Genomic DNA, 23003 nt, shown 5'->3' with positions numbered 1-23003 from the left:
CTGACCCCAGTTGCCATTATCGTCTTAAATATTTTCGCTTATGATACGAGCGAACTTTCTCTGCAAACCAAGTGCCCTAGGCTATCGGGTCATTCGCTTTTCGACGCGGCCATGTCAAAGAAGTGTGTTGCTTAAGATAAGACTCGCAAGGGTAAAGTAGATCACAAGACCTGTAACATCCACGAGGGTCGCAACGAATGGAGCAGAAGCACTGGCAGGATCAAAGCCCAATCTCTTTAAAAGAAACGGAAGCATAGATCCCGCCGTTGTACCCCAGAGCACCACACCTACCAGACTTGAAGAAACTGCAAATGCCACAAGCAGATAATGTTCTCCATAAATGGGGCTCCAATGCTGCCAGAGGGTGATTCTCAAAAGCCCGATGGCTCCCAAAATTGCCCCCAACGTCAAGCCTGAGCCGATCTCTCGTATCAACACCCTCCACCAGTCTCTTAGCCGAATTTCTCTCAAAGCCAATGCGCGGATAATAAGAGTCGAAGCCTGAGATCCAGAATTACCCCCTGAACTGATAATCAAGGGAATAAATAAGGCCAAAACAACCGCTTTTTGAATTTGATCCTCGTAATACCCCATTGCAGTGGCCGTGAACATCTCTCCGATAAAGAGGATGGTTAGCCATCCCGCCCTCTTCTTAATCATACTCAAAAAATCCACCTTGAAATAGGGCGCATCCAGAGCCTCCATACCTCCAAGTTTTTGAATATCTTCGGTTGCCTCAATCTGAACAACTGTCGCATTGTCATCGTATGTGACTATACCCTTCATTCGCTGATTGCTATCGACAACGGGAATTGCCGCAAAGTTAGTCTGCGTAAAAACTCGAGAAACTTCCTCTCGATCCATGTCTTCGGATACAGTGACCAACTCTGATGTCATGATATCTTTAATCAACTTTTCACGTGGAGCCATCAAGAGATCACGAAAGGACACGATCCCTTTCAGCCTCTGTTCGGAATCCAAAACATAGGCGTAGTAGATGATTTCCACAGGCGTGCGAGCCTGAGCACGAAGATATTGAGTTGCTTCGTCAATCGTCATATCGGGTCGAAGTCGAATATACTGAGGGTTCATTAATCCCCCAGCATTGTCTTCTTCGTAGGCAAGAAGTCCCATGACTTCCCTCCGAGTGTGACTATCTAATACGTTGAGCGCTTCGGCCTGCTGTTCTTTTGAAAATTTTTGAATTAAATCAGCCGCATCGTCTAGAGCTAAAAGCCGAAGCCAGGAACGTTTCTCAAGCAAAGACTGGTTTTCGATCAATTCCAACTGATCGTCAACGGAGAGGTTTAGAAATAGCTCCTCAGCATCAGGACGCGAAAGCCTTGAAAAGATCTCTTTCCGCAATTCAGAATCAAATTCTGCCCACTGCTCGCGAAGACCATTAATGTTACCTAAATCCAATTCACCAGGGTTCAACTCCATAATGCCCTCCGTTACTTGGCACGCAAAAACCACTCCAAAAGCGCTCCCGCTGGATCGAAATCAGATTTTATCGGAAAGTCATACGAAACAAGCAATTCTCGCATCACGTCCGCCTCGAAGCTCAAAGCGAAGGTGCGGATGAGTCACAACAGGACCTAACCCCAAACTTGACTATGAGACTTCACTTCAGTTTTTCCACCGGGGTCGTCGTCCATTTTCCTCTATTTTGTCGAAAGTTTTGGCAGAGAAATCTCTTACCGTTTATACTTTTGATGTGGATGTTGTCAAATTATCTGAACAGATCTGGCCCCTTCAGCATCTCCTATCGGAAAACTGACCGAGATTGCTAATCGACGAACCGATCGGAAGAAAATTGGATCTATCTTCAGTGAGTTCGGAGTTCTCCGGCAATTTGTTTCTGAGATTTTGATGTCATCCGTGATGGCATTGATCCCGCACCTATTGTCCGTTCCGCACTTTTTTGCGTCTGCGTTGAATCTTCTTCAATTGATGAGTTGAAAGCCTGACATTCCTTTGCGATGCTAGGGAATAGTTGCCATCCACCTCCCTGGCCAATGGACCGAGGCAAATGGCAGCCAAAGCCGTAGTGGACAAACTGTAAAATCGAGAAAAGGAACAAGACGTCTCAAGTGGTCATAAAAAGGAAACATATCGAATTTGTCTGCCAGGCTCTTTTGCTGAGTCTGGTGCTTTACTTTATCATCAGACACTTTTTGCTTTTGAGTTCCGAGGACACTAAACATCAAATTACCACTCAACTAGAAGCTCTCAACCGGCTAACCGGATCGAATCTAGCTTTTACAATTGTTTTTTTAATGGCCGCGCACCTCATTTGCTCTTATTTCAGCCTTCCTTTTTGCGCTCTCATCAATGTGGCAAGTGGTTATTTACTGGGATTTTGGCCTGCTATCTTAGCGATCTTTTCCATAACATTTTTCAGCGCCGGTCTTGGATACGCGACAGGGCGATATAGCTTTAATTTTATCTCCCATAAGTTTCCAAGAATTGGCCGCCAATCAAAATTAATCCAGTTTAATCCAGAGCTAGGGGCCCGCAAGTTTATCTATTTGGTTCTCTTAAGGCTTAGCCCTCTCTTTCCCTTCGGAGTGCTCAACATCACTTTTGGCTATACTCGGCTCCCAATTTTGCATTTTTTTGCCTCGATATCCCTGGGTGTCTTCTTCAACATAGCGCTGTTGATCCAGGCTGGAGTTTCACTTAAAAATCTTCAGAGCTTTGACATCCAAGAATTCGGAAGTATCCTCGCAATCTTCTTTCTATTTTTATTTCTCTATCTTGCGATGATATTTAAAAGGAAATATGCTCGTGCTAATTCTCCCTTCCGCACAGATATCGAGCAATCTGAAGGAGTTCCATTAGGATGAGTACCAATACAGAAATGCCAGGAAAAAAATCAGATTCCGTGCGCCAGGATCCTCTTCAATCAAAGCTTCTGATCCCACAGATCTCTCACGATTCAAGGGAAATCCATAAGATTCAAAATTACCGCCAAACTTTCGGTTACATGCCAAGCGAGGAGCAAGGCCTTCTCTTTTCTTGGCTTTACCAGAAAGCTCCCCATACTAGGCGCTATTATCAGCGCGTTTGGGTTGAGTTTCTTGACCTTTTTGAAAATTCCATCCGATCTTTCAAGGAAATAGAAATTGGACACTTGGTTGTATTTCTAAAATCAAAGTCCAACCTCAAAGCCGCTTCCCAAAATCTCACAAAAAATTCCCTTTCTTCTTTTCTCACTTTTCTCACAAAAACTGGTTTTTTGGAGAAAAATCCAGCCATCAGCTTATCTCCAATCAGAGTCCCCAACAGAATTGGGTCCAAAATTCTTTCTAACGAGCAGATCATGAGAATGTATGATCTTGAATTAAGTCCTAGAAATCGTGCAATAATAAAGCTTCTCTACTTTTCTGGCATGAGAGTCGGCGAACTTTGTTCTCTTAAAATTGGAGATATCCGACGAAAAGAGGAATCGCACTCTCTCATCCAGATTCTAGGCAAAGGAGGTATTATCCGCAACCTACTAGTCCCTAATGACATCATAGAGGAAATATGGACCTACCGAGCTGAACATAAGCTAGGAGTAGAAGTGCAATCCCCTCTATTTATGTCCACAAAAGAGCCTTACGGCTCTCTATCAACAACGCAAGTTTTTCGAATCATAAAAATGGCAGCAATTAGAGCTAAAATCGATCCTATTCCTAGTCCACATTGGTTTCGTCATACATCGGCAACCCATGCTCTTGAAAATGGGGCCCCCATTCACGTCGTCCAAAAGACCTTAGGGCATCAAAACATAGCCACGACAGGTCGATATCTTGAAGCCAACCCAAGGGAGTCGAGCTCCAAGTGGCTTAAATGGATTCCAAATGCCCAAAAAGAATAGACGAAAATCACTGCAGATTTTTGTATTTGTTTTGATTTTATCTGCCGCTTTGGCCAGTGTTCAATTTTTTTATGGCCAGTCCAAAGAAAAAAGGCTCTCACAACACGCACAAGAAAACGGAGTTTTAGTTTGGAACCAAACAAAGATTCCCGAAGATGATGGATACATATTGGTTCAGTCCTTTGGACTTGGATGTTCTCTCATTAAAAGGGATGGGTCCCTTGTACGAAAACTCATCGGAATGCATTGCAACATTCTTGAAAATGGAGATTTAATCACGGCCCTTACCGAAGACAAATTGCACGGATCCATTGTAAAGATGAGAAACTACAATAGAATTTGGGAAGTTCCAAATTTCGTATCTCATGACATTTCCATTTCCCCAATAGATCAATCTATCTGGTATATCAACCTTGAGTTTGAAAATAGGCGAAACCGGCGTATTAAAATTGATACTATTGTCAACATCTCTCAGTCTGGCGAAGAAATTCTTCGTTGGCGTCCTGACGATCATTTAGAAGAAATTACTTCATTGATAAATGGGCCATTGAAAGAGCCTAGTGAGTACAAAGTAGATACGATTGAAAATGGATCATTTGGTCGTTTTCACATCAATTCCGTAGAAATTATTCCACCAAATAATTTGATGAAGGAGCATCCAGAATTTCGAGCTGGTAACGTACTTATTTCAGACAACTACAACGGAATTACATTGATTTTCGATAGAGAAAGCAAAAAAGTTGTATGGGCCTTTCAGGCTGCATCTAAGTGCGGACTTCATAACGCCCTTTGGTTGGCAAATAGTCGAATTTTAATATTTTCCAACCGAAGCGCAACAAGTCCAACCATTTCAAATGAAGAACTCATATCTCTTTGTCATAGAGGAGAAGAATATCATGCCCCCGGTGTCGCGTCTTATGTGGAAGAAATTGACCCCGTATCCCGAAGGGTAATTTGGAGTTACACCGAACCTCCTGTTGGCGGTATGTGTTGCAGGGGGCTCGGATCAGTTCATAGGCGAGGCAACGGAAACACCCTTCTTTCCTACGGATGTGAAAACAGTTCTATTGTTGAAATTGATTCAAATGGCGAAATATTGTGGAAATGGCGGTATCCACGGCCAACCAATGGAAATGCAGAGTTGCCAAAAAAAGCACCCCGCGCTGAGTGGTTCTCAAAACAAATCTACCGCGCTGAGTGGCTGCCAAACCACCTGGTAGATAAATGGATAGAGATGCAGTGACATAATACTTATTTTGAAAAGTTATCTCCTGGCTGAGGTTTCCCTACATTTTTTTTCTTGTGTATCTAAACTGGTTAATTATAATTCCAAAAGATATACGAAGGGGATCTCTGAAAATGAAAAAGCTATTGTCTCTCTGTGGCCTTCTTATTTTGGCACTTTTTGTGGGCTATTTTGTACGAAAGAACATTCAAAAGACCAATGAGAAAACTAAGTTGTATTGGTTGATTCCTGATGGTGTGCGCGCCGAACCCGACACATTTACTTTGTATCAATGGGCTCAACGGGGAGATCTTCCTAATTTTAAGATAATGATGGATAATGGATCCTATGGCTATTCCATACCAGTTTTCCCCTCCCACACCCCAGTGAATTTTGCTGCCTTGCTGAGCGGAGCGCCACCAAAGGCAAATGGTGTTTCTGACGGTCCAATGCACACAGAGGGCCAACCCTTAAATAAGGTTTCAGTCGGAGGGTTTCGGTCTGTAGCAAGAAAGATCCCGGCTATTTGGTCAATGCTTGAAAGCGCAGGGAGAAAAGTGGCGATCATTTCAACTCCGGGCTCAACACCTCCTGAAATTGAAAAGGGAATTGTCGTCCGCGGAAGATGGGGCGGCTGGGGTGCCGATGTACATTCTGTTAACTATGAATCTCGAGGTGACGGAAAATTGCAATTCCAACAAGGACGACGTGCCAAGCTCTTTACACAAGGACCAAAACTAGTTCAATATGTCGATGCAAAACCTGCAAAGGGCTGGAGTCTAAAAATAAATAGTTCCGTACCACCTGTCGAGTTTGAAATTAAAGATTGGGGAGGACAGTTTTTTGCTTACGTCTACGGGAACAAAATTGATGGAAAAGAAAAGGGCTACGACAAAATTCTTTTTTCTCATGATAAAAAAGAAATTCTTGACGACCTTAAACCGGGTGATTGGGGAAAGTGGTATTTAGCAAATTTGAAAGTCGAAGATATTTCATTTTTATCCCATGTGCGCTTTCATGTTATCCGAATGAACAAAGAAGGTTTCTTCCGGGTTCGCGTGCTCTATGATAATTTGAATAATTTCATAACATCTCCTCCTCAAATTTCGGATGACCTTCAGGCTAGCATAGGTCCTATGGTCGACTTTGTTGATAACTTCCCGCCTCAGTTGATTTATTATCCCAAGGACCGAAACACATTTTTGGATGAAATGGGATTTTCATTTGATTGGCACACAAAAGCAATCAAAGAAGTCATAACACGTTACAGCCCGGATGCAGTCATTCATGACGTCTACAATCCCAATCAAATGCTTACATCCCGATGGTGGATTCAGTATGTTGATCCAATGGGCGCTAAATATAAACACGCGTCTGCTAAAGAGAGGGAAGGCAGATTTGCGGAAGTGCTTGGAATGTATAAAAGACTCGATACGATGTTGGGTGAGATAATCAAAAACTCGGATCAAAATACCTTAGTTGTCTTCAGCTCAGATCACGGAGCACATGTCCTCAATCAAAGCGTTCGAATTAATAACATTCTGGCTAGTAAAGGTCTGTTAAAATTTACCATAGAACCAAACACGGGAGAGCCTGTTGTCAATTGGGAGAAATCTCAAGCTGTGTTTTTGCAAATGCACGGAATATTTCTTGGGCCTCAGGGTTTGAGTGGGAACTGGCACAGGGCCAAAGGCTCAGACTATGACCAACTTCGCGAGCAAGTCATTCAGGTGTTAGGGCAAGTACGCGATGACGATGGCAAATCTCCTTTTGGGGCAATAACCAAGTGGGAAGATGTAGAGGATGTTCTTGAATTGCCAAAGGACCGTGTGGGCGATCTAATTTTATCAAATAATCCGGGATACGGGTGGACTGAGGACATGACTGAAGATCTCTCGTTTTTTTCTGTCCCTCTTGAGGGGGGCTATAAGCAAGCTATAAAGAAGGATTCTACCAAGGCAACCTGGACGCCATTTCTGATTATGGGACCTGGAGTGAGGAGGGCTCACTCACTTTCGGCACCGATCAAGCAAATTGATCAGCTGCCCACACTTCTCAAGCTCATGGACGTCGAGATCCCAGATACAGTTCAAGGCAGACCCCTTATGGAAATTATCCAATAATATTTGATCAGTCGTTGTTTCCGCGCTTTTCCGTTATCCAGGGAACTGCTATGCTTTGCCTTCACTAAATAATTGGATGGACCAATGAAAAAACTTAGCCAAAACAATAGATCCAAGGAATTGGCTAAATTTGTTTTGATCTTGACTGTTCTGTTTCTGGCTACAGAACTCGGATTGTATTTTCGAGTTCTGATTCGGAAACATTCCTCGCTCCCAGAGGAACACTCGCAAGTTTTGGTCTATGGCGATTCTATTTTTGTTGATCCAACAAAGTTCATGGCAAGCGGTCTTTCACAATTGAACATTTCTTTGATCGACATGACCAAGGCAGCTCTCAGAACTGAAGAGGTCAGTCAAAGTATTCGTCGCGATATTGAAAAGTACAATCCTGCCCTCATCGTGCTTATGCTCGGAAAATCTGACCTTGAATCAGAAACTGGAAAGCAAACGACACCAATATTTAGTTACATCATTACTCGCTCACGGGTTTTAAGCTTTTTCCTTGATCACCTGGATCGCTTGGGAGAGAGCTTTTCTGGCATTGGCAATGCACTTTCGCTTTTACTCTCTCATTCAGATTCAAATAAGAGCGATTGTACTAAGCTGAACGCCTTGAAGGAGCCAGATAGATGTTTGGCCTACCTTAAACTTCTTTCAAATAATGGAAGAACTGAAGCCGCACTGTCGATTATCCACGAACTTCAGGACTTACCATGGGACCCTCTTTCTTTTGGCAAGATAAAGGCAAGAGCGGCTTCTTTCTACGCAAAAATTGGAAAGGATGAAGAGGCAAAAGACATTCTGAGATATCTTGACCAGAAAACGGAATTTCTTATTGATGAAGCTATTGCCTCTGATTATATCAGATCCCTCTCCTGGCTAAGAATGTCCAAAAAGGTAATTGAATTCGCTGAGTCTCTACCTGAGAGCTTACAAAGTACTGGCCCTATCTTGGTCTATAAATCCTGGGCGGTTTATGCCCTCCAAAAATGCCGAGCTGTTCCGCTCTTTGAACAATCAATGCAGCTCGGAGTTATTACCAAAAACCAGCTTAACGCTCTCATTAAATGCTATTTTACCAAACATCAAGTACATCGGGGTTTTGAAATCATAAAATCACTCTATGGCAAAGTTAAGCTTCCCGAGGAGATCACTATTACCTTGATACAGTTCTATGTTGCGATAGGAAAAATGAATGAAGCCAAAGAAATCATGGAACAATTAGGCACGAGACTTCCCGATGATCGCGCTCTTTACAAAGGGCAACTTTCACTCTATGCCCTCTCTAACAACGATTCCATGCTCAACGAGGTCTTTCGTAATCAGGGAATTTTCCAAAAACGCAGAGCCGCCATACCATCTTTCGATGCCTATAAGGAACTCGTCGCTTTTGCTCACAAGAAGGGTGTAAAAGTATTAGTCCTTCAATATCCAAACGAGAGAGATGAGATTCTCGAAATAGGATTGGGATCGACCCCCGCTAGCCTCCTTTCAACAAGATCAATCATTCTAGATGTGATGAATAAAGTAAGATTGAAAGATCTTTTTGAAACCGATTTCGAGCATCTTTCACAGAAGGGAGCTTGCTACGTAGGACAGGAGGTCGCAAACCGAATATTGGATCTTCTGGGAAATAAAACAAAGTCAATAGTGGCCAAAGATTGCGAGAAACTCTGAAATATCAGATCCAAAAAACACCAGAAATGCCAAGTCATCTAAGGTGACTCCAAAGCTTCATGAAGCCCCCAATAGGCCGGCTTTTTTCGGAGTCTATCATCGAAGAGCAGGGGCGCTTCGTAACTCTTGCCAAAGGTTCTTTTGATCCAAGAGTCGGAATCACTTAGTCCCCAAGGACTGAGTCCGATACACTTTGAATTCCTTAGACATATTCTCATTAGCCCCGCATAAACTTTCTTCTGTTGCTCAAGACGTTGATTCACCTCCTCATCGCTCATCGAACGAAATTCCTTTTCAGATGAAAACAAAGCCACGTCGATTTCACTCAGAGTTACCTGGAACCCAAGATCTGAATACCTCTTCAAATTCGCTTCAAATTTCTCTAGAGCCCCCTTTTTCCACAACGGAATGTGCATTTGAAAACCGATGACATCAATTGGCACCTTTCGAAACTTCAATTCCTCAAGCCAAGCTAATGCGAATTCCGATTTCGGACCTGGAAGTTCCATGCCAAAATCATTGTAGATCAAAAGAGCATCTGGGTCAGTTGCTCTTGCCAATGCGAAGACTCTGTCCACATAGTTAGCACCCAAAAACCGCTTAAAGTCTGTCTCACGAAGGGCCACTTTTCCATTTTTATCGACGTCACCAATAGCTTCATTGAGCACATCCCAAGCAAAGAGAGTTTTGTCTCCATTTGCAGACAAATGAGACCTGTATCTGATCATTAAGGTCTCGATATGCTCTCTAACCTCATTCCAACTGATCGGACTGCTCTTCACGTAGTCGGGAAGAGATCGATGCCAAAGCAATGCATGTCCCTTCACCTGCTGTGAGTGCGACTGAGCAAATTTGACCAAGTCATCAGAAATATCGAAATTCCACAAATCACGATGAGGGTGAATCCATTTCCATTTCATATGGTAATCTGAGACAAGAAAGTCAAATTCATCCGCAATCAGCTTTCGAGAATAATCAGAATATTTTAATATGGAATTGATGGCTCCCACGCCAATTCGTCGGTTATGTCCTTTGGCCAAGATCCTCAGCGAAGGCCTTTCTTGAAGATTCGAAACCTCTTCAGCGGTGCGAAATCGAATAGAGTGAGATGGTGAGCAAGCGATCAACTTGATAGAAATAAGAAATATGAAGGCAAAATTGGCTGCTTTTAGACGAGTGACGCACATGAAATTCACCATTGCTCAAGACTTTGGAGGAAATCTAACAAGCCTGTAATTTATCTTGCATATTCTGTAAATACAACATAGCGAGCCCTACTTGACTCACAATTGGCCGTTTTGTAGTCTCCTTCGATTATTCCTGATAACCCAGTGGCAGTGGAGCAATTTGTGAAAAGGATTATCTATTATATTTCAATTCTGTGCCTCTTTCACTTTTTGCTTCTAACTGAAGACAGTGTGGCTGAAAGGCCAAGGCCATCGAGACCCGTACACACCTATTCCATTGTCGCACGAGACCCCCGAACGGGAGAGATGGGCGTGGCTGTTCAGTCACATTGGTTTGCTATTGGTTCACTTGTGCCTTGGGGCAAAGCAGGCGTTGGTGTCGTAGCAACTCAGTCCTTTATAGATACGCGCTACGGAACGAGTGGAATAAAATTGATGGAAGAAGGGTGGTCAGCAAAGCAGGCGCTACAGGCGATAAAGGCTGCCGATCCTCATCCGGAGATTCGGCAAGTTGCAATGCTTGATTCTAAGGGAAACCTTGCCACCCATTCCGGAAAGTCATGCATCAAATTCGCCGGACATCGCTCCGGGGATAACTACTCTGTTCAATCAAATCTGATGATAAAAGAAGGTGTTCCTGAAGTCATGGAGAGAGCTTTTCTGGAGAGCAAAGGTCCTTTGGCTGAGCGATTGCTCAAAGCATTAGAGGCCGCACAGGCCACGGGTGGTGACTTGAGGGGGAAGCAATCTGCAGCCATCCTGATTGTATCGGGGCAGCTGTCACAAGCCCAATCGGCGAGCGGCCGTCTCGTTGATCTGCACGTTGAAGACAATACAGATCCAATTATGGAACTCAGACGTCTCTACTCCTTACACAAGGCGTACGAACACATGAATCAGGGAGACTTGGCGATTGAGGAGAAAAAAATTGAAGAAGCTCTTAGTCATTATGGAAAGGCAGAAAAAATGTTTCCCGAAAATCTGGAAATGAAATTTTGGCATGCGGTTTCCCTAGTGAATGCAAAAAGGGTCGCTGAATCACTTCCTCTCTTTAAAGTCATTTTTAGTAAAGAAGGAAATTGGTCAACCTTGATACCAAGATTATCTGAGGCAAAAATATTATCAAATGGAAAAGAAGTAACTGATCAAATCCTTTCAGTAGCACCCAAAAAAAGCCACAAATAGAGATGTCTTTCAGTCACTTGCATACTAAATCAAATCCTACTGAGGGCGGCGAGACATCAAGTGCTCTATTTCCCCATAGTAATCTTTAAGCCTCTCAACGCGAGCCGGGTCTTGCTGAAGTAAACGCGCCGAACTCAGTAGACCATCAGACGACATTGATTGAGCCAATGAAAGAGCAATAATTGCCTGATCTAAGGCGAGAAAGGCCGGAACAATATGCCCATTCGCTGATCCATTCACATGAAGTCCATCCAACCAGCCCAGTTCTTCATGATATAGTTTTTTGTACCCATCCGAAACAGATTCCATGTCCCTTATTGCTGGGAATATGCGCTGTGAATCAACGGTAGCCATAAGAAACAAAGCATGAGGAGAGACGACCTGTTCCCAAATTTCCCGAAGAGCTGGAAATAAAGCATCCAAATTAAATGTACTGACTAAACTGAGGCTACCAACATGTCCATTGTAATCATCAGGTATGGCCCTGATCTGACAGGCTGAATGCGCCGGAAGAACGGCAAGACCCCTCCTTGTTTTTTCGGCTTCGACGAAATTGATATAGTTATGAAACCATTGATTGAACTTCTTTGAGAAATGGCTCTCTTTAAGTAATAGTTCCGGCAGGAGAAGTTGGAACGTACCACCGTCCCAAAGTCCAAATAGTTCACCTAAGTTAGGATGGACAAAAAGCTCGGCGACGACGTTGTCGGATGTGCGTGCGGTGGGAAAAACCTGGAGAGCTCTCCCTAATGCATAAATAGTTCGAGCTTCAGTTCCCAAGTAACGATATCCCCATCCAACCAATTTCCATTGACCATGCCGATATTCAATCCCTCCGTAGGCCAGATCCGTGTTTGGCTCGTGAAAAACAGAAAGGTTCATTCGTTGCAGAATATGCCTAGCAACTTCGAATGAGTAGGGTGGCTGACTGAGAGTCCAAAGGGCCAAATAGAGATGAACATTGTCTACCGAAGAAACAAACAAGTCCGTTGGAATGAGAGTGCCATCGACCCTGTAGCGATTGAAAAGAAGACCACTATCGACATGGTAGCTCATTCTACTGATCGTATTCAGAGTGGTGTTAATATTCTCAAGAGCGCGGCGATACAGAACGGGATCACGCATGGCTTCGGCCTGAACAAGAAGATCAAATCCAATATTACTGGGCGACGTATCCACATATGGCGCACGAACAACGGGACAAGGCTTATTTTCGTTAGTTAAGAAAACCTTATCCATGAGGAGTCCATCCTGCCCACGCATGCACTCTAAGCTTTGGTAGGTCGAAACGAAGTACCTTCTCATTGATAGCAGTTCAGGTCCCGCTAAAGCGTCAAACCACAAAAGTGACAATACAACGAGCACAATTCCTTTGCGCATAGAACAACCCTCCCGGTTATTTGATTTGTATTTACCCTTCTATAATTCTTGACTGACAAATAGGGCCTTACTGTCCTCAGACTGAAGATCAATATTGACGATAATATCTCCGGATTTATTGATGAGTTGTTTCATTTTTTCGCCGCTCAATACGTTGTGAACGGTCAGCTTTGAATGAGCCAAGCCAGCAGCAGCTAATGTTTCGGAGCTAATACGAAATGCAACAGCCTGTTTTGCCTTTTGACCAGTTTTAACGGTAATCCAAAGTCCCTTTTTTGAAGGCGAAATCCGACCAAAAACCACCGTTCTATCTCCACCACCGACAATAGATAGTCGTGGATCTGGCCATGAAGCTGGTATTTCAGCCTTCATCCATCGTTGATAATCTATCATTTTGGTTAGGGATGCGTAGTCGTCAGAATTCACTCGACTGTAAAAAGGATCTTTAACTTGAAGGATGAAACCCTTGCCCAGAGTGCAAACCTGCCATTGAAGCTTCAAAGCCGAAAATTCCTTGGTCTCGCAAAGCAACGGGGCCTGGCTTTTTATTTCGTCAAGAAAAGTTTGTTCGGCAAAATTGACAAGGACGCCACCTTGCGAGACATAATTCTTAAGCTGCGAGGACAAAAAATGACTGCTCACTCCGCAATCCTGACGGAATATGATCTTTAGGTCCTTCAAGGACTTCTCATTTAGCAAATGAGCATGAAGAACAAGCGGGTTGTATCCCGCTTGCAGCAAAAAGCCCAATAATCCTCCAGCCCAATCGGAATTCAATAGCACATTGTCCTTTTGGCCTGCTCGAGAGGGAGCATGACAATTTACATCTTTAAACAACCCGATCTTATCGGACACCTCGATGGCTCCAGCTAAAAAATCTCCAAATGGCTGGGCGACTTTCTTACCAATGTCTTCCAAAATATGAAAGTGCGGCCGAGGATTGGCTTCGGCATCCAGTGGAGCATCGAAATACAAATCTGCGCCGGCATTAGGGCCATCCAATATGATGCCCTTAGCATTAAATCCAACGAGAATGTTGTCATCTACACGATTTTGCAATTCCTCCCAAAATGAATCTGGCAGCTGCCCGGATGGTACCCATTCAAACCCCTGATCGGCCAACAGTCTGTCAAAGATCGGCCGGATCTGGTGATAGGCCCAATCATGTTGCCAGTTTTGGCCTTCGGTAAAATAGTACACATAGAGTGCCTTAAGACCATGGCCTATCGTCGTCAAATAGGTTTGAGTGCGAGCGGCTTCCGAAACGCCAATTCCCCGCCACCAGCCTCCTTGAATTTCAGGTCCTAATAGCCACTCTTGATTTCCTACGTAAAACTTGTTTGCTTGCACCATAGACTTAACGTCAATGTCTGACTTAAACGGAAGATTTAATAGTTGACCCGATTCATAGGTCTTAGGATAGAGATTGACGGTGATCATTCCTGTTTTTCCAGGCCAAGAACGCAGTTTAAAATTCGGAAGAAGTCCATTTTCGGTTGCGTTGTAGCTCTCTGCAAGAGTGAAGAGAAGCTGTGGCTCATGAATCCCAATTGCCTCCCACATCTTTCGAATTTCTTTTAAGTAGGCAAAGATGCTCCAGTCATTGAATCGGTACCAATCAGCATCTTCAGCAATATTATTTCCTGGCTTTACAGGAGGGAAAACCTCGTTCCAATCCTGATAATTTCGGCCATGAATCTCGTTAATTTTTCCAATCACCAAATATTCATCTGCCAGGTATTTTCGATAGCGATCCATCGATGCCTGACTGTAGTCATGGTTGTAAATGGATTGCCACATAAAATTTGTTTCATTATCCAACTGAAGAAAAACAATCGGACTGTCATCGCCCAGGTTCACCTTAAGAACCTGATCATAGACGGCCTGAAACCACTTCTTCGTCAGTCGAAGGAGGTCTTGATTGTGGTAATCATAAAGCTTTGTGCGACGACCAAATGGATTCCGCATGTGGGAATCAGGATATTTTTCATGAAACCACAATGGAATGGCACCGAAACCCAGAAATCCCCATTCAGCATTGATATAGGGTCCCGGCCTAACCATGATTCGATTGAATCCATATTTTCTAGCTAATTCTATGAAGTAGACAACATTGCGAGAGGGATAGTCTGGATTCCCATCTTGGTCCTCGTCCACAGTCCCTTTAAAGTCAAATTTGCCCTCGCGATACTCATGAAAATCCCAAGGGATATAAAAACTCAAGGAATTCATTCCTGCCCTGCGCATTTGTCCGAGAGCGCTCTCCCACAATTGGTAAACTTTATCTGCCGGAATATTCGCACCGTGGCCGGCCCGTAGCCTGAAATATTGAAGTTCCGCTCCAAACAGAAATGGTTCCGGATTGGAACCCACATGAAGTCGATTGTTTTTGATTTCTACTTTTTGATCGGCAAAAACGCCATTATTAAAAAAAGTCAATGCAATACCCAAAAAGATGCCTACTATTTGCACCTTTTACCCCCTTAGTATGAAATTTTTCCCTCTTTTATTGGTTAATATAATGCTCTGCGAGGATCAAGACATTAATTTCCCATTTTAGAATTTGGTTAGATTTTGATTTGTATCGCTGTTAGTTGCAAAAGCCTGCCAAAAGAGACCAAATCTAGCGATAATTCGCTGAAATCGAATACAACAAGTGGTGACAATCGAAAAGGGTCCAAAAAAACTATAACGCATCGAATTTACGCAGAGTAAAATGCTATATCTTGATTATCCGAAATAACGTTATGCATTATCAATTGTGCCTGCTAAGTTCAATATTCTGATCAGATTAAAGAGACGAATTTTGCAGATCAACAATACCAAGCCTCGCTAAACCGACCTGGCTAAAATGAAAGCGAGCAAACTCAAGGTTCAATCAACGACACTTTATTGAAGACTCAAAGGCGTTTGCCCGACTCAAATTAGCATCGGTATGATCCTTGTCTCCCACGAAGTATTCCAAATCAAGATAGGCTCTCTTTTCCTTGCAAAAAACCATCATCACCAAGGCTAATTGCGTTTGCTGACCCTTCTCGCAACTTCCAAATGTATATCGCTCATTAGCCCACAATTGGACGCGCTTAATCCAACCTCCAGCAATCTCGCGCGAATTTGTCACTGGAAGACTCTCACAAGAAATGACATTCGAAAGACGGTCCGGATACGGTGATACTTGAGTCTTGTAGAGCGAGGTTACGAAGTAAATGCGATCTCGTGCACGGCTCTCAGCCTCTGCCTCGTCGATGTTATGATTTTGGATGACCTTTAACCTCGAATCCGACCCATGAAATCGAGTCGTAAAATTAGAGCCCGCTAAAATCGAAGTTTGATCAGATCCCTCAACATATAGGTCCTGATTCGAGAATTCTATGAGTAGGTTTTCTGGGATGACGGGTTTATTGCATCGGCAGGAAGTCAAACTAACAAGCCAAACCATCAAAACAAGACGAACCAACAGGGAGCCTCTCTTTATCATTTTTCAACCAACCCTTCTCTCAACTGCGGCGCTCTTATACTAAAAAAATATATCAATTTTATTTCAAATTCTGACCGCAAAAATACCAAATGGAACATTTCACGAAAACAGTCTCTGACTTTGCCTAAGCCTGTCTCACCGATCAACATGATAGATCCCTACCATTCCAATTTCTGTCTAATCAAATATTGTAAATACATTTTTTACATCGTCAATTCAGATACGAAAGGATTATAATTTCAATACTCATCCTTTATTCCATCTTTCTCTCTATAAATTTCAATTTTATTTGACCTCATTTCTTCATTGAAATACTTGACCGTCTGATTGACTCAACAACCGAGTGCGTCCCACAAATAGACGTTCTTTATGAATTAGTCTTTCAACTACCAACAAAGAGGAGGAGTTTTGAAAAAGCTGATCACTTTAATGAGTTTCGTTATAATCGCAGGTGCGCAAGCTGACTATATTAACCCGAGTAGTGACTGGAGTGAAATAGTTAGTACGCCTAATGTTACAGTCAACGATCCTATCGCTAGGTTTGGCGATTATGCCCATAGCCACGGATTCCTGAACACGTGCAAAAAAGATAATTTTATTCGAACTATTGAACCTATCAGTTATTGTGAATCATATGTCACTCATACTGCAACCAAAGAAAATGTGCAGGAATTGGAATGCGTCAGATATGGAAAAAGACTCATCAGGTTACCTTTGAGCTATGAAACGGAAGTTTGTACCGATCTGGAGGATTTGGGATCTGATAAAGGCCTTGGCGAGTGCATTAACTGGGAAAAGAAGACCTTCAAGCAGTCTCTTCACTTTGAAATACCTGTCTTAGGCGACGTCGGTAACGCCGCTTCAAAGAAGCTGTTATTTAAGAAGTCCTTTGATGTGCCGGACTGCAAGTAATTTTTTTCTTAGTTACAGTTACCCTTTATGCCCGGTTCCTAGCTAATAATAATGTGGGCAAAACGATAGGTTAGATGAGAGGGCCGTTCTCTTGACTCAAATGTCAAATGCGGCCCTTGTTGCCAAATTCAAATATTTGCGGCATTTATTGTTCCTTATGAGCAACGTACAAATTCTATTTAAAAATAATGATTTTCTTGCCGTAAACAAAAGTGCTGGAAAATCTGTTCATAATTGCGAAGACACAGACAACTTGTTGTCAACAATTGAAACTGAAATGGGCATTTCTCTTCTATTTCCTGTCCACCGACTCGACAAAGAAACAAGTGGAATCCAGCTTATCGCCTTAAACAAAGATTGCGCGAGAGATTTAGCTGATGAATTTCAAGGAAGAAGGGTAGAAAAGATCTATACTGGTATTATCCGAGGCCAACTCTCTGTTTGCGAGGGTGTTTGGAACAGCCCGCTCACGGACAGAGCTGAGGGTCGTAGGAATCCTGAGGGCATCGTGAGGGATAGGGTTTCCTGTGAGACTAAATTCCAAGTTCTGAAATTTAATCGTTATTTTTCTCTCTGTAAATTTGTTTTGATTACTGGGAGACAACATCAAATCCGAAAACACACGGCCTTAGCTAAACATCCCTTGATCGGCGATTCTCGGTATGGCGATTTAAAATACAATCGCATGATTCAGGATCGGTATCAAACGAGACGAATGTTTTTACATTGTTCTTTCCTTAAAATAAAAGGGCAAACAATTGAATGCCCTGCCCCCGCAGATTTTGATAAGTTTCTTTTCTAAAAATCAATCAGACGACAATTTTATCATCTGAAAGCGCGTATATCTTTGACGACCTATTCTTTCGAGTTTTAAATCTACCTGATTAATTTCAGGACCTCCACATGCCTCCAATGGCGTGGATTCTTCAAATGCCTTTGGGATATTTTCGCTTGAGATGGGCTGGAATGCCGGAAGATTATCAGTCACGACCGTTCCGTTTGCATAACATCGGTAAGACACCCTGAGGCCAAACATTTCGACTGGGTAGGCCTGCTTTGGTTCCCAGTAAAACTTAACATTCTTAACTTCCTGAAGTTGACTCTCAGCCCAGAAGTCAAAATGTGATATGATCGGAAGATCATACAGGGTGGCAGCTGTAAAATCATTATACATATAAGCGTTCCCCTGCAAATCAGCGATTTTCAGGGAACCCACACCCTTTGACAAATCTTTTGGATCATTGATGCAGATACGATATACGCCACTAAACTGCTTGAGCCCTTCAAGGGGTCGATTTAAGTCAAGAGCAGCTAAACAACCATTTCCCAGATCGGAAATCGGCCCTAAACTGGCCCCGACGTCTTCGTAAATTCGAAATCGGTCCTTTTTTGAAGCAATCGACCCATTGGTATCAGGCCCGCAATCCGCTGTCTTAAAAAAGCACTCCTTCCTAAAGACAGATACAATACTTCTTCCGGTGGTAGGAGGAGTTCCAGGCGGCTGAGACAGCACACTTTCTCGAAATGTCGAAAAAACCAAGTCGTTCATGCTATCAAAGGCGACATGGGTGCTGCAACACTCATCTCTCCTCAAACTGCTTTGGCTTGTAATTATTAAAGACCCAGCACCCTGATCACCCTCTTCTGAACTTGTATCCACCGCGCCTGAATAAACACCTCCGTTGATACTTCCAAATCTTCCTCCTCCTGCTGAGGGATGGGAGGTAGATTGAAATCGCGGGCTTACGTTGGGCGGCAAATATCGATAGGAATCCGCATTAAAGACAGGACCCTTCTGACTATCGTTGTACTGGACAGATGGGACATCGCCATTGAGTTTGACTCCAAAAACAGCTCCAAAGGGAGTTCCATAATATGCTGGAATACAGATATTATTCACTTTCAAATGAGGATCACAAGGATTTAATGCGCCCGTATAAACTCCGACTCCGGCCATAGCCACGTTATCTTCCTGGGGTGTAAACTCATAGGGACGCACGCGAACAAATGTTCTTTGAGTTTCATTCCATAAGAATCTTTCCAATCGCAGAGTGGGAGTTGTTCGATTTAACCGCCAAATAACGCCAATATATTTGTAATCCCGCCCATCAACTGTAACCTTATAGGAGAGAGTAGAGGCCCTGCCCCATTGTTGAGCATTTTTCACTCCTTTGATATCAGCCGATTCATCTCGGTAAAGCGGTGCATAATCACTATCTACCCGAGGTCCCGTTGTGAATATGGCTCTGATACCACTCGATTGGTCTCGAACGAGATCGAATGTACTATCCGAGGGAATCAAATAAAGTGTTACTTCGTTATCTGGATGCTCTCCAATATCAGGACGCGATGCCGTACCTGAACGAGCCACTAGCAAGCCCCATTCACTCACAAAGGTCCTCGACCCGCTTACACTATTCATAAAACTAGGAGTTTTTAGCCTCCACGTCTTTATTGGAAAACCCTTTTCAACATTTAATGCCAATTTGTAGATATTAAAATAAGTGGCATCACCCTCAGCTCCCAAGGCTACAAAATTAGCGGCCCAGATGTCCCTTGACTCCCCGACGTTGATTCCCTTTGTTTTTTGCAAAGATTGACCAACAACAGTCCTGGAGCCATTGCTCTTCGGTGCGTTCTTCTGTTCAGAACAAGCATTATAAAAGACAAGAAGGGTAAGACTCAGAGAAGCAATACTCAACGAAAGCTTAAAAGCTAAGCTCTTAGAACTTCGTAACCATTGTTGATGGCCAAACTTCAAAAAAAATCTATTTTTCATAAAGTCTAAAATCCCTCTCCGAAAGAGACGTAAAGCTTCGCACGTATTCTCCAAAGTCTTGATAGTATAACAAGAGGGGTTTGCGCGAAACTAGAATCTCGGGATTAGAATTTGGCTCATTTTCAGGAACCATATAGATAAGAAATTTAATGGCATTACCACCGGAGTCATGCCTAAGTTCGGTCAGAGTATTCGAAGTCGTATCATTCCCCAAAACTGCAGCTGTGTTAAAAAGAGGCAAATCGCTAACCGACAGATGATAGCAGTTCATATTTTGCAATTCTCTTGTGAAATTAAATTCAGTTCTCGTTAGATATCTGTGTTTCACACCTCTGTTGTTGAATTTGGAACTGATTTGAGAGAGTGCTTTGTGATAGTTATCGATCCCATCTCCACTGGCATCAGCCGTATCATCCTTTTCTGATGGGCTGGATCCAATTCTCACTTCAAGTCCATCAAAAATCCCATCGCCATCAGATTCAAGGTTTGCTTTTTCCGTGTGGTATTCTGAAGATTCATCACAATTGCTAACACCGTCACTATCCGTATCTGCTAAGGCCTCCCCTGAAAAGCAAGATCCCGGACAAAATCCATATTTAACAAAAACCTTGTCTGAGCATTGAGATTTCAAATCCTGAGACTTTACCGAGAATTGGGTGCTAAAATGACGAGGACTTGTGGCAAGCCTTCCGTACGGAGGATTTAATTCGTCCTCGTCTGCCAAGCCATCTCCGTCCGAATCAGCCATAATGAATCCGTCAAGATCAGAAACTGCCGCATTCATATTTGTGGCAAAAAATCTCTGAATGCGATACTTCTTTCGATTGAAGATCCTCATTTCCAAATAATTCAATTTAGAAAGATCATCTTCAATGTAGGGATAGACTTCGCTTAAATAGCCTCCTATATTTCGAGCTTCATTTAAAAGAGACACCATATAGGAAATGACATCTGGATCCTTATTGATCAGGTAGAAGAAAAGATTCGCCTGGCTTAGCTTTTGACCTGAAACTTTCCCCAAAGTGATGAGTTGCTGAACCAGAGTTCTTAAGGTATCCATAGACGAGTAGTTGTCTTGTCCGTCTGTTACCAAAACAACATTGTAAGAAGAGTCAGGATGAATGGCCATATCCGCAGAAATGCAGTCTTTTGCGCCGACTAAAAAATCTGAAAAGGAAGTCCCACCGGATGCTCTTTGGCTTAAAATGTCTTGGTTATCCAATATGGTCTGTATTTTTACATAGTCATCCTGATTTCGGGGATGGTAAAACAGCTGGGTGGGACATGCTTGCCCCCCTACTCCATTCAAACCTTCCGTATGACTCAAGAATCCTGCGGTTCGATCCATTACAAAGCCGAAACTGATATAAAAGTTATCTTCAGCTTTATAGAAATCAATTAATTCACGAAGCGCATCGACCCTTTTGGCCTTCGTGAGTGGATTTGCACTTGCCGGATCAATTCCCTGCATGCTTTCAGATTGATCTAAAAAAAAAATAATTCTCTGAGGATTCTCAAGATTGGAGGGACCTTTTAAACAAATTTCACCAATTCCTTGAGTGCGAACGCTTGCCTTATCTATTCTATGCAATTTTACATCGCTGCAAAATTGAAAGGAAATGACCCCACCTAAAACAGTTAGTGACACCGACAAATATACAAGGACCCGATTTAGAGAAATCTTCATCTATAAAAATCATACATCTCCTCCGTCTTCTATATAAGCAGAAAAATGGAAAAGCCTGCTGGAGATGGATCCCCAGGCTGCCAAATGGCAATTAATCCCTCAAGCACAAGTCAATGTCGCCCTTCGTATCAGATTGAAACAATCGCTCCTCCGAGGAAACTCGCCCCTCGTCACATAATCCCATGACATCGGTTTAACTCGGCGTGCTTACATACGTACCCAAATGAAGAATGAGTAGAAAGTCGGGCAAATTTAAACCTATTCAATTCAATTGATCGCTGTATGTAACTAATGAGCGCAACTACCTGGGCGTGACTAAGCTCGATCATTTGGGTTGTGTTTGATTTTAAATAGAAGTTTAATCTCGATGAACATTGTTCGACTTGTATGAGGACCTGCTATTAATGGCACGGCTGCAAATAGTCAAACTCCTTTCGTTAGTATTATTTTTAGAACTCATCTTGTACTGTCCAATTGCAATTTCCACGGAAGTTTCTGACAAAATTGAGGATTTCAGTTCTAAGCAGAAGAAGCTCCTTATAAACGCATCATTTGAATTTTGGTCAAAGACACGAAAAAATGAGGTGGAAATTGCGGGATCGCTTGGTCAAATTAAGAGCAAGATCAATAGTGAATCGATGACGCTTGCACCATGTAGCTCAGATCTCCTAGAAGAATACTTTTCTGATATTGCCGTCCTTCGCAGAAGAAAATCTTCTTTTTATCTCAATTGCGTGACTGCTTCGCCCGAGTTCGATAAAAAATTTCCCACTGTATCGGTCTTTCCAAGGTCTAGGGACTATCTCCGAACGGTCTTTAAGAGATTACTGGTAACCGAATCAGGTCCGAAAAGAGTGGTGGTCCTTTTTGACTTCACACTCAAATATCTATTGGAAGCCCGGGCAGAACTTAATCGATTGATTTCCTCCGAAATGGGCGAGGGCCCACTTATCCAATGGGTGAGCCTCGATGAATTGAAACGACGTTCTGAGCTTGGACAGGATGTCTTTTCCGTTAATGACTGGATAGTCATCTGGACACCGATTCGTCAGAAGATGAAGAACATGGAAAAAATGAAACACTTTATGTCAGCGCTCAAAATTATTCCATACGGTCCTTCGGACCCCACGGCAATTTGGCCTCACACCGCGAGAGTCATGTTCTGGCATCCAAATGTCTCATATGAGAAATCCAATCAAAATTGTGCCTTCTCTGCAGATTTTAGGAGGTCGACCAAATTGGATCCAGACTTTCATTCTGCCTATTTATTTTCAACTTTGGAAGTTGGTCTACAGGTCTTAAATTCGGACTGGAGACCTCTGACTCCGAATAATTCCCCAGAGTTTGATACTCTTTTTGGACGTTTTCGCTTGGACCATGAGGGCCGAATTCTGAACTACATCCCTGTTATCTTACTTAAATCGGGTCAAAAGCAAATTCGACTGGACCTCGGGGATCCAAATAGAAAAATGTGCGGCACCTAGAATTTTTCCCTTTTTAGACCT

At 42.9% G+C, this 23003-nt stretch carries 16 protein-coding genes; 9 read left to right on the top strand and 7 right to left on the bottom strand.

Features of this window, described 5'->3' with window-relative positions; genetic code table 11:
* Positions 1-114: 114 nt before the first annotated feature.
* Positions 115-1443, bottom strand: a complete 1329-nt coding sequence (gene mgtE / locus IPL83_06675; protein ID MBK9038827.1) for a magnesium transporter — start codon at positions 1441-1443, stop codon at positions 115-117.
* A gap of 650 nt (positions 1444-2093) precedes the next feature.
* Between mgtE and IPL83_06670 the strand changes: the two genes are divergently transcribed.
* From IPL83_06670 to IPL83_06650, 5 genes are all read left to right on the top strand, one after another.
* The gene (locus tag IPL83_06670) at positions 2094-2849 is read left to right on the top strand and encodes a VTT domain-containing protein (GenBank protein MBK9038826.1); all 756 of its coding nucleotides are present in this window, start codon (positions 2094-2096) and stop codon (positions 2847-2849) included.
* Positions 2846-3865 (top strand): tyrosine-type recombinase/integrase, encoded by a 1020-nt coding sequence (locus IPL83_06665; protein ID MBK9038825.1) that lies wholly within the window; start codon positions 2846-2848, stop codon positions 3863-3865. The genes IPL83_06670 and IPL83_06665 overlap by 4 nt, the downstream gene beginning before the upstream one ends.
* Complete coding sequence (locus tag IPL83_06660; protein ID MBK9038824.1) at positions 3849-5108, top strand: hypothetical protein; 1260 nt, start codon at positions 3849-3851, stop codon at positions 5106-5108. Before IPL83_06665 ends, IPL83_06660 begins: the two co-directional genes overlap by 17 nt.
* A 116-nt stretch (positions 5109-5224) precedes the next feature.
* Positions 5225-7213 carry an alkaline phosphatase family protein gene (locus tag IPL83_06655; GenBank protein MBK9038823.1) on the top strand — a complete coding sequence of 663 codons (1989 nt, stop codon included), beginning with the start codon at positions 5225-5227 and terminating at the stop codon, positions 7211-7213.
* 84 nt (positions 7214-7297) lie between these two features.
* Positions 7298-8890, top strand: a complete 1593-nt coding sequence (locus tag IPL83_06650) for a hypothetical protein (protein ID MBK9038822.1) — start codon at positions 7298-7300, stop codon at positions 8888-8890.
* A 38-nt stretch (positions 8891-8928) separates the two neighbouring features.
* On the opposite strand, the gene IPL83_06645 is transcribed toward IPL83_06650, so the two are convergent.
* A complete protein-coding gene (locus IPL83_06645; GenBank protein ID MBK9038821.1) occupies positions 8929-10077 on the bottom strand; it encodes an endo-1,4-beta-xylanase in 1149 nt (382 codons plus the stop codon).
* A gap of 189 nt (positions 10078-10266) precedes the next feature.
* On the opposite strand from IPL83_06645, the gene IPL83_06640 reads away from it, so the two are divergent.
* Positions 10267-11262 (top strand): DUF1028 domain-containing protein, encoded by a 996-nt coding sequence (locus IPL83_06640; protein ID MBK9038820.1) that lies wholly within the window; start codon positions 10267-10269, stop codon positions 11260-11262.
* Positions 11263-11298: 36 nt separating this feature from the next.
* Here the strand turns inward: IPL83_06640 and IPL83_06635 are convergent, their stop codons facing one another.
* The 3 genes from IPL83_06635 to IPL83_06625 form a co-directional block, all read right to left on the bottom strand.
* Positions 11299-12642 carry a hypothetical protein gene (locus IPL83_06635; GenBank protein MBK9038819.1) on the bottom strand — a complete coding sequence of 448 codons (1344 nt, stop codon included), beginning with the start codon at positions 12640-12642 and terminating at the stop codon, positions 11299-11301.
* Between the two features lie 39 nt (positions 12643-12681).
* The gene (locus IPL83_06630) at positions 12682-15114 is read right to left on the bottom strand and encodes a beta-galactosidase (GenBank protein ID MBK9038818.1); all 2433 of its coding nucleotides are present in this window, start codon (positions 15112-15114) and stop codon (positions 12682-12684) included.
* Positions 15115-15520: 406 nt separating this feature from the next.
* Entirely contained in the window at positions 15521-16120 is a 600-nt protein-coding gene (locus IPL83_06625; GenBank protein ID MBK9038817.1) for a hypothetical protein, read from the bottom strand.
* Positions 16121-16528: 408 nt separating this feature from the next.
* Between IPL83_06625 and IPL83_06620 the strand changes: the two genes are divergently transcribed.
* Positions 16529-17032, top strand: a complete 504-nt coding sequence (locus IPL83_06620; GenBank protein MBK9038816.1) for a hypothetical protein — start codon at positions 16529-16531, stop codon at positions 17030-17032.
* A gap of 91 nt (positions 17033-17123) precedes the next feature.
* Entirely contained in the window at positions 17124-17834 is a 711-nt protein-coding gene (locus IPL83_06615) for an RNA pseudouridine synthase (protein MBK9038815.1), read from the top strand.
* 3 nt (positions 17835-17837) lie between these two features.
* Here the strand turns inward: IPL83_06615 and IPL83_06610 are convergent, their stop codons facing one another.
* Both IPL83_06610 and IPL83_06605 read right to left on the bottom strand, forming a co-directional pair.
* Positions 17838-19811 (bottom strand): hypothetical protein, encoded by a 1974-nt coding sequence (locus IPL83_06610; protein ID MBK9038814.1) that lies wholly within the window; start codon positions 19809-19811, stop codon positions 17838-17840.
* Complete coding sequence (locus IPL83_06605) at positions 19801-21498, bottom strand: hypothetical protein (protein MBK9038813.1); 1698 nt, start codon at positions 21496-21498, stop codon at positions 19801-19803. Before IPL83_06605 ends, IPL83_06610 begins: the two co-directional genes overlap by 11 nt.
* 404 nt (positions 21499-21902) lie before the next feature.
* Between IPL83_06605 and IPL83_06600 the strand changes: the two genes are divergently transcribed.
* Positions 21903-22982 carry a hypothetical protein gene (locus tag IPL83_06600; GenBank protein ID MBK9038812.1) on the top strand — a complete coding sequence of 360 codons (1080 nt, stop codon included), beginning with the start codon at positions 21903-21905 and terminating at the stop codon, positions 22980-22982.
* The last annotated feature ends 21 nt before the right edge of the window (positions 22983-23003 follow it).

This window comes from Bdellovibrionales bacterium (genome assembly GCA_016716765.1).
GTDB lineage: Bacteria > Bdellovibrionota > Bdellovibrionia > Bdellovibrionales > UBA1609 > JADJVA01.
The sequence above is the reverse complement of the archived record's forward strand: the minus strand, read 5'-3'. Positions and strand labels throughout refer to the sequence as shown.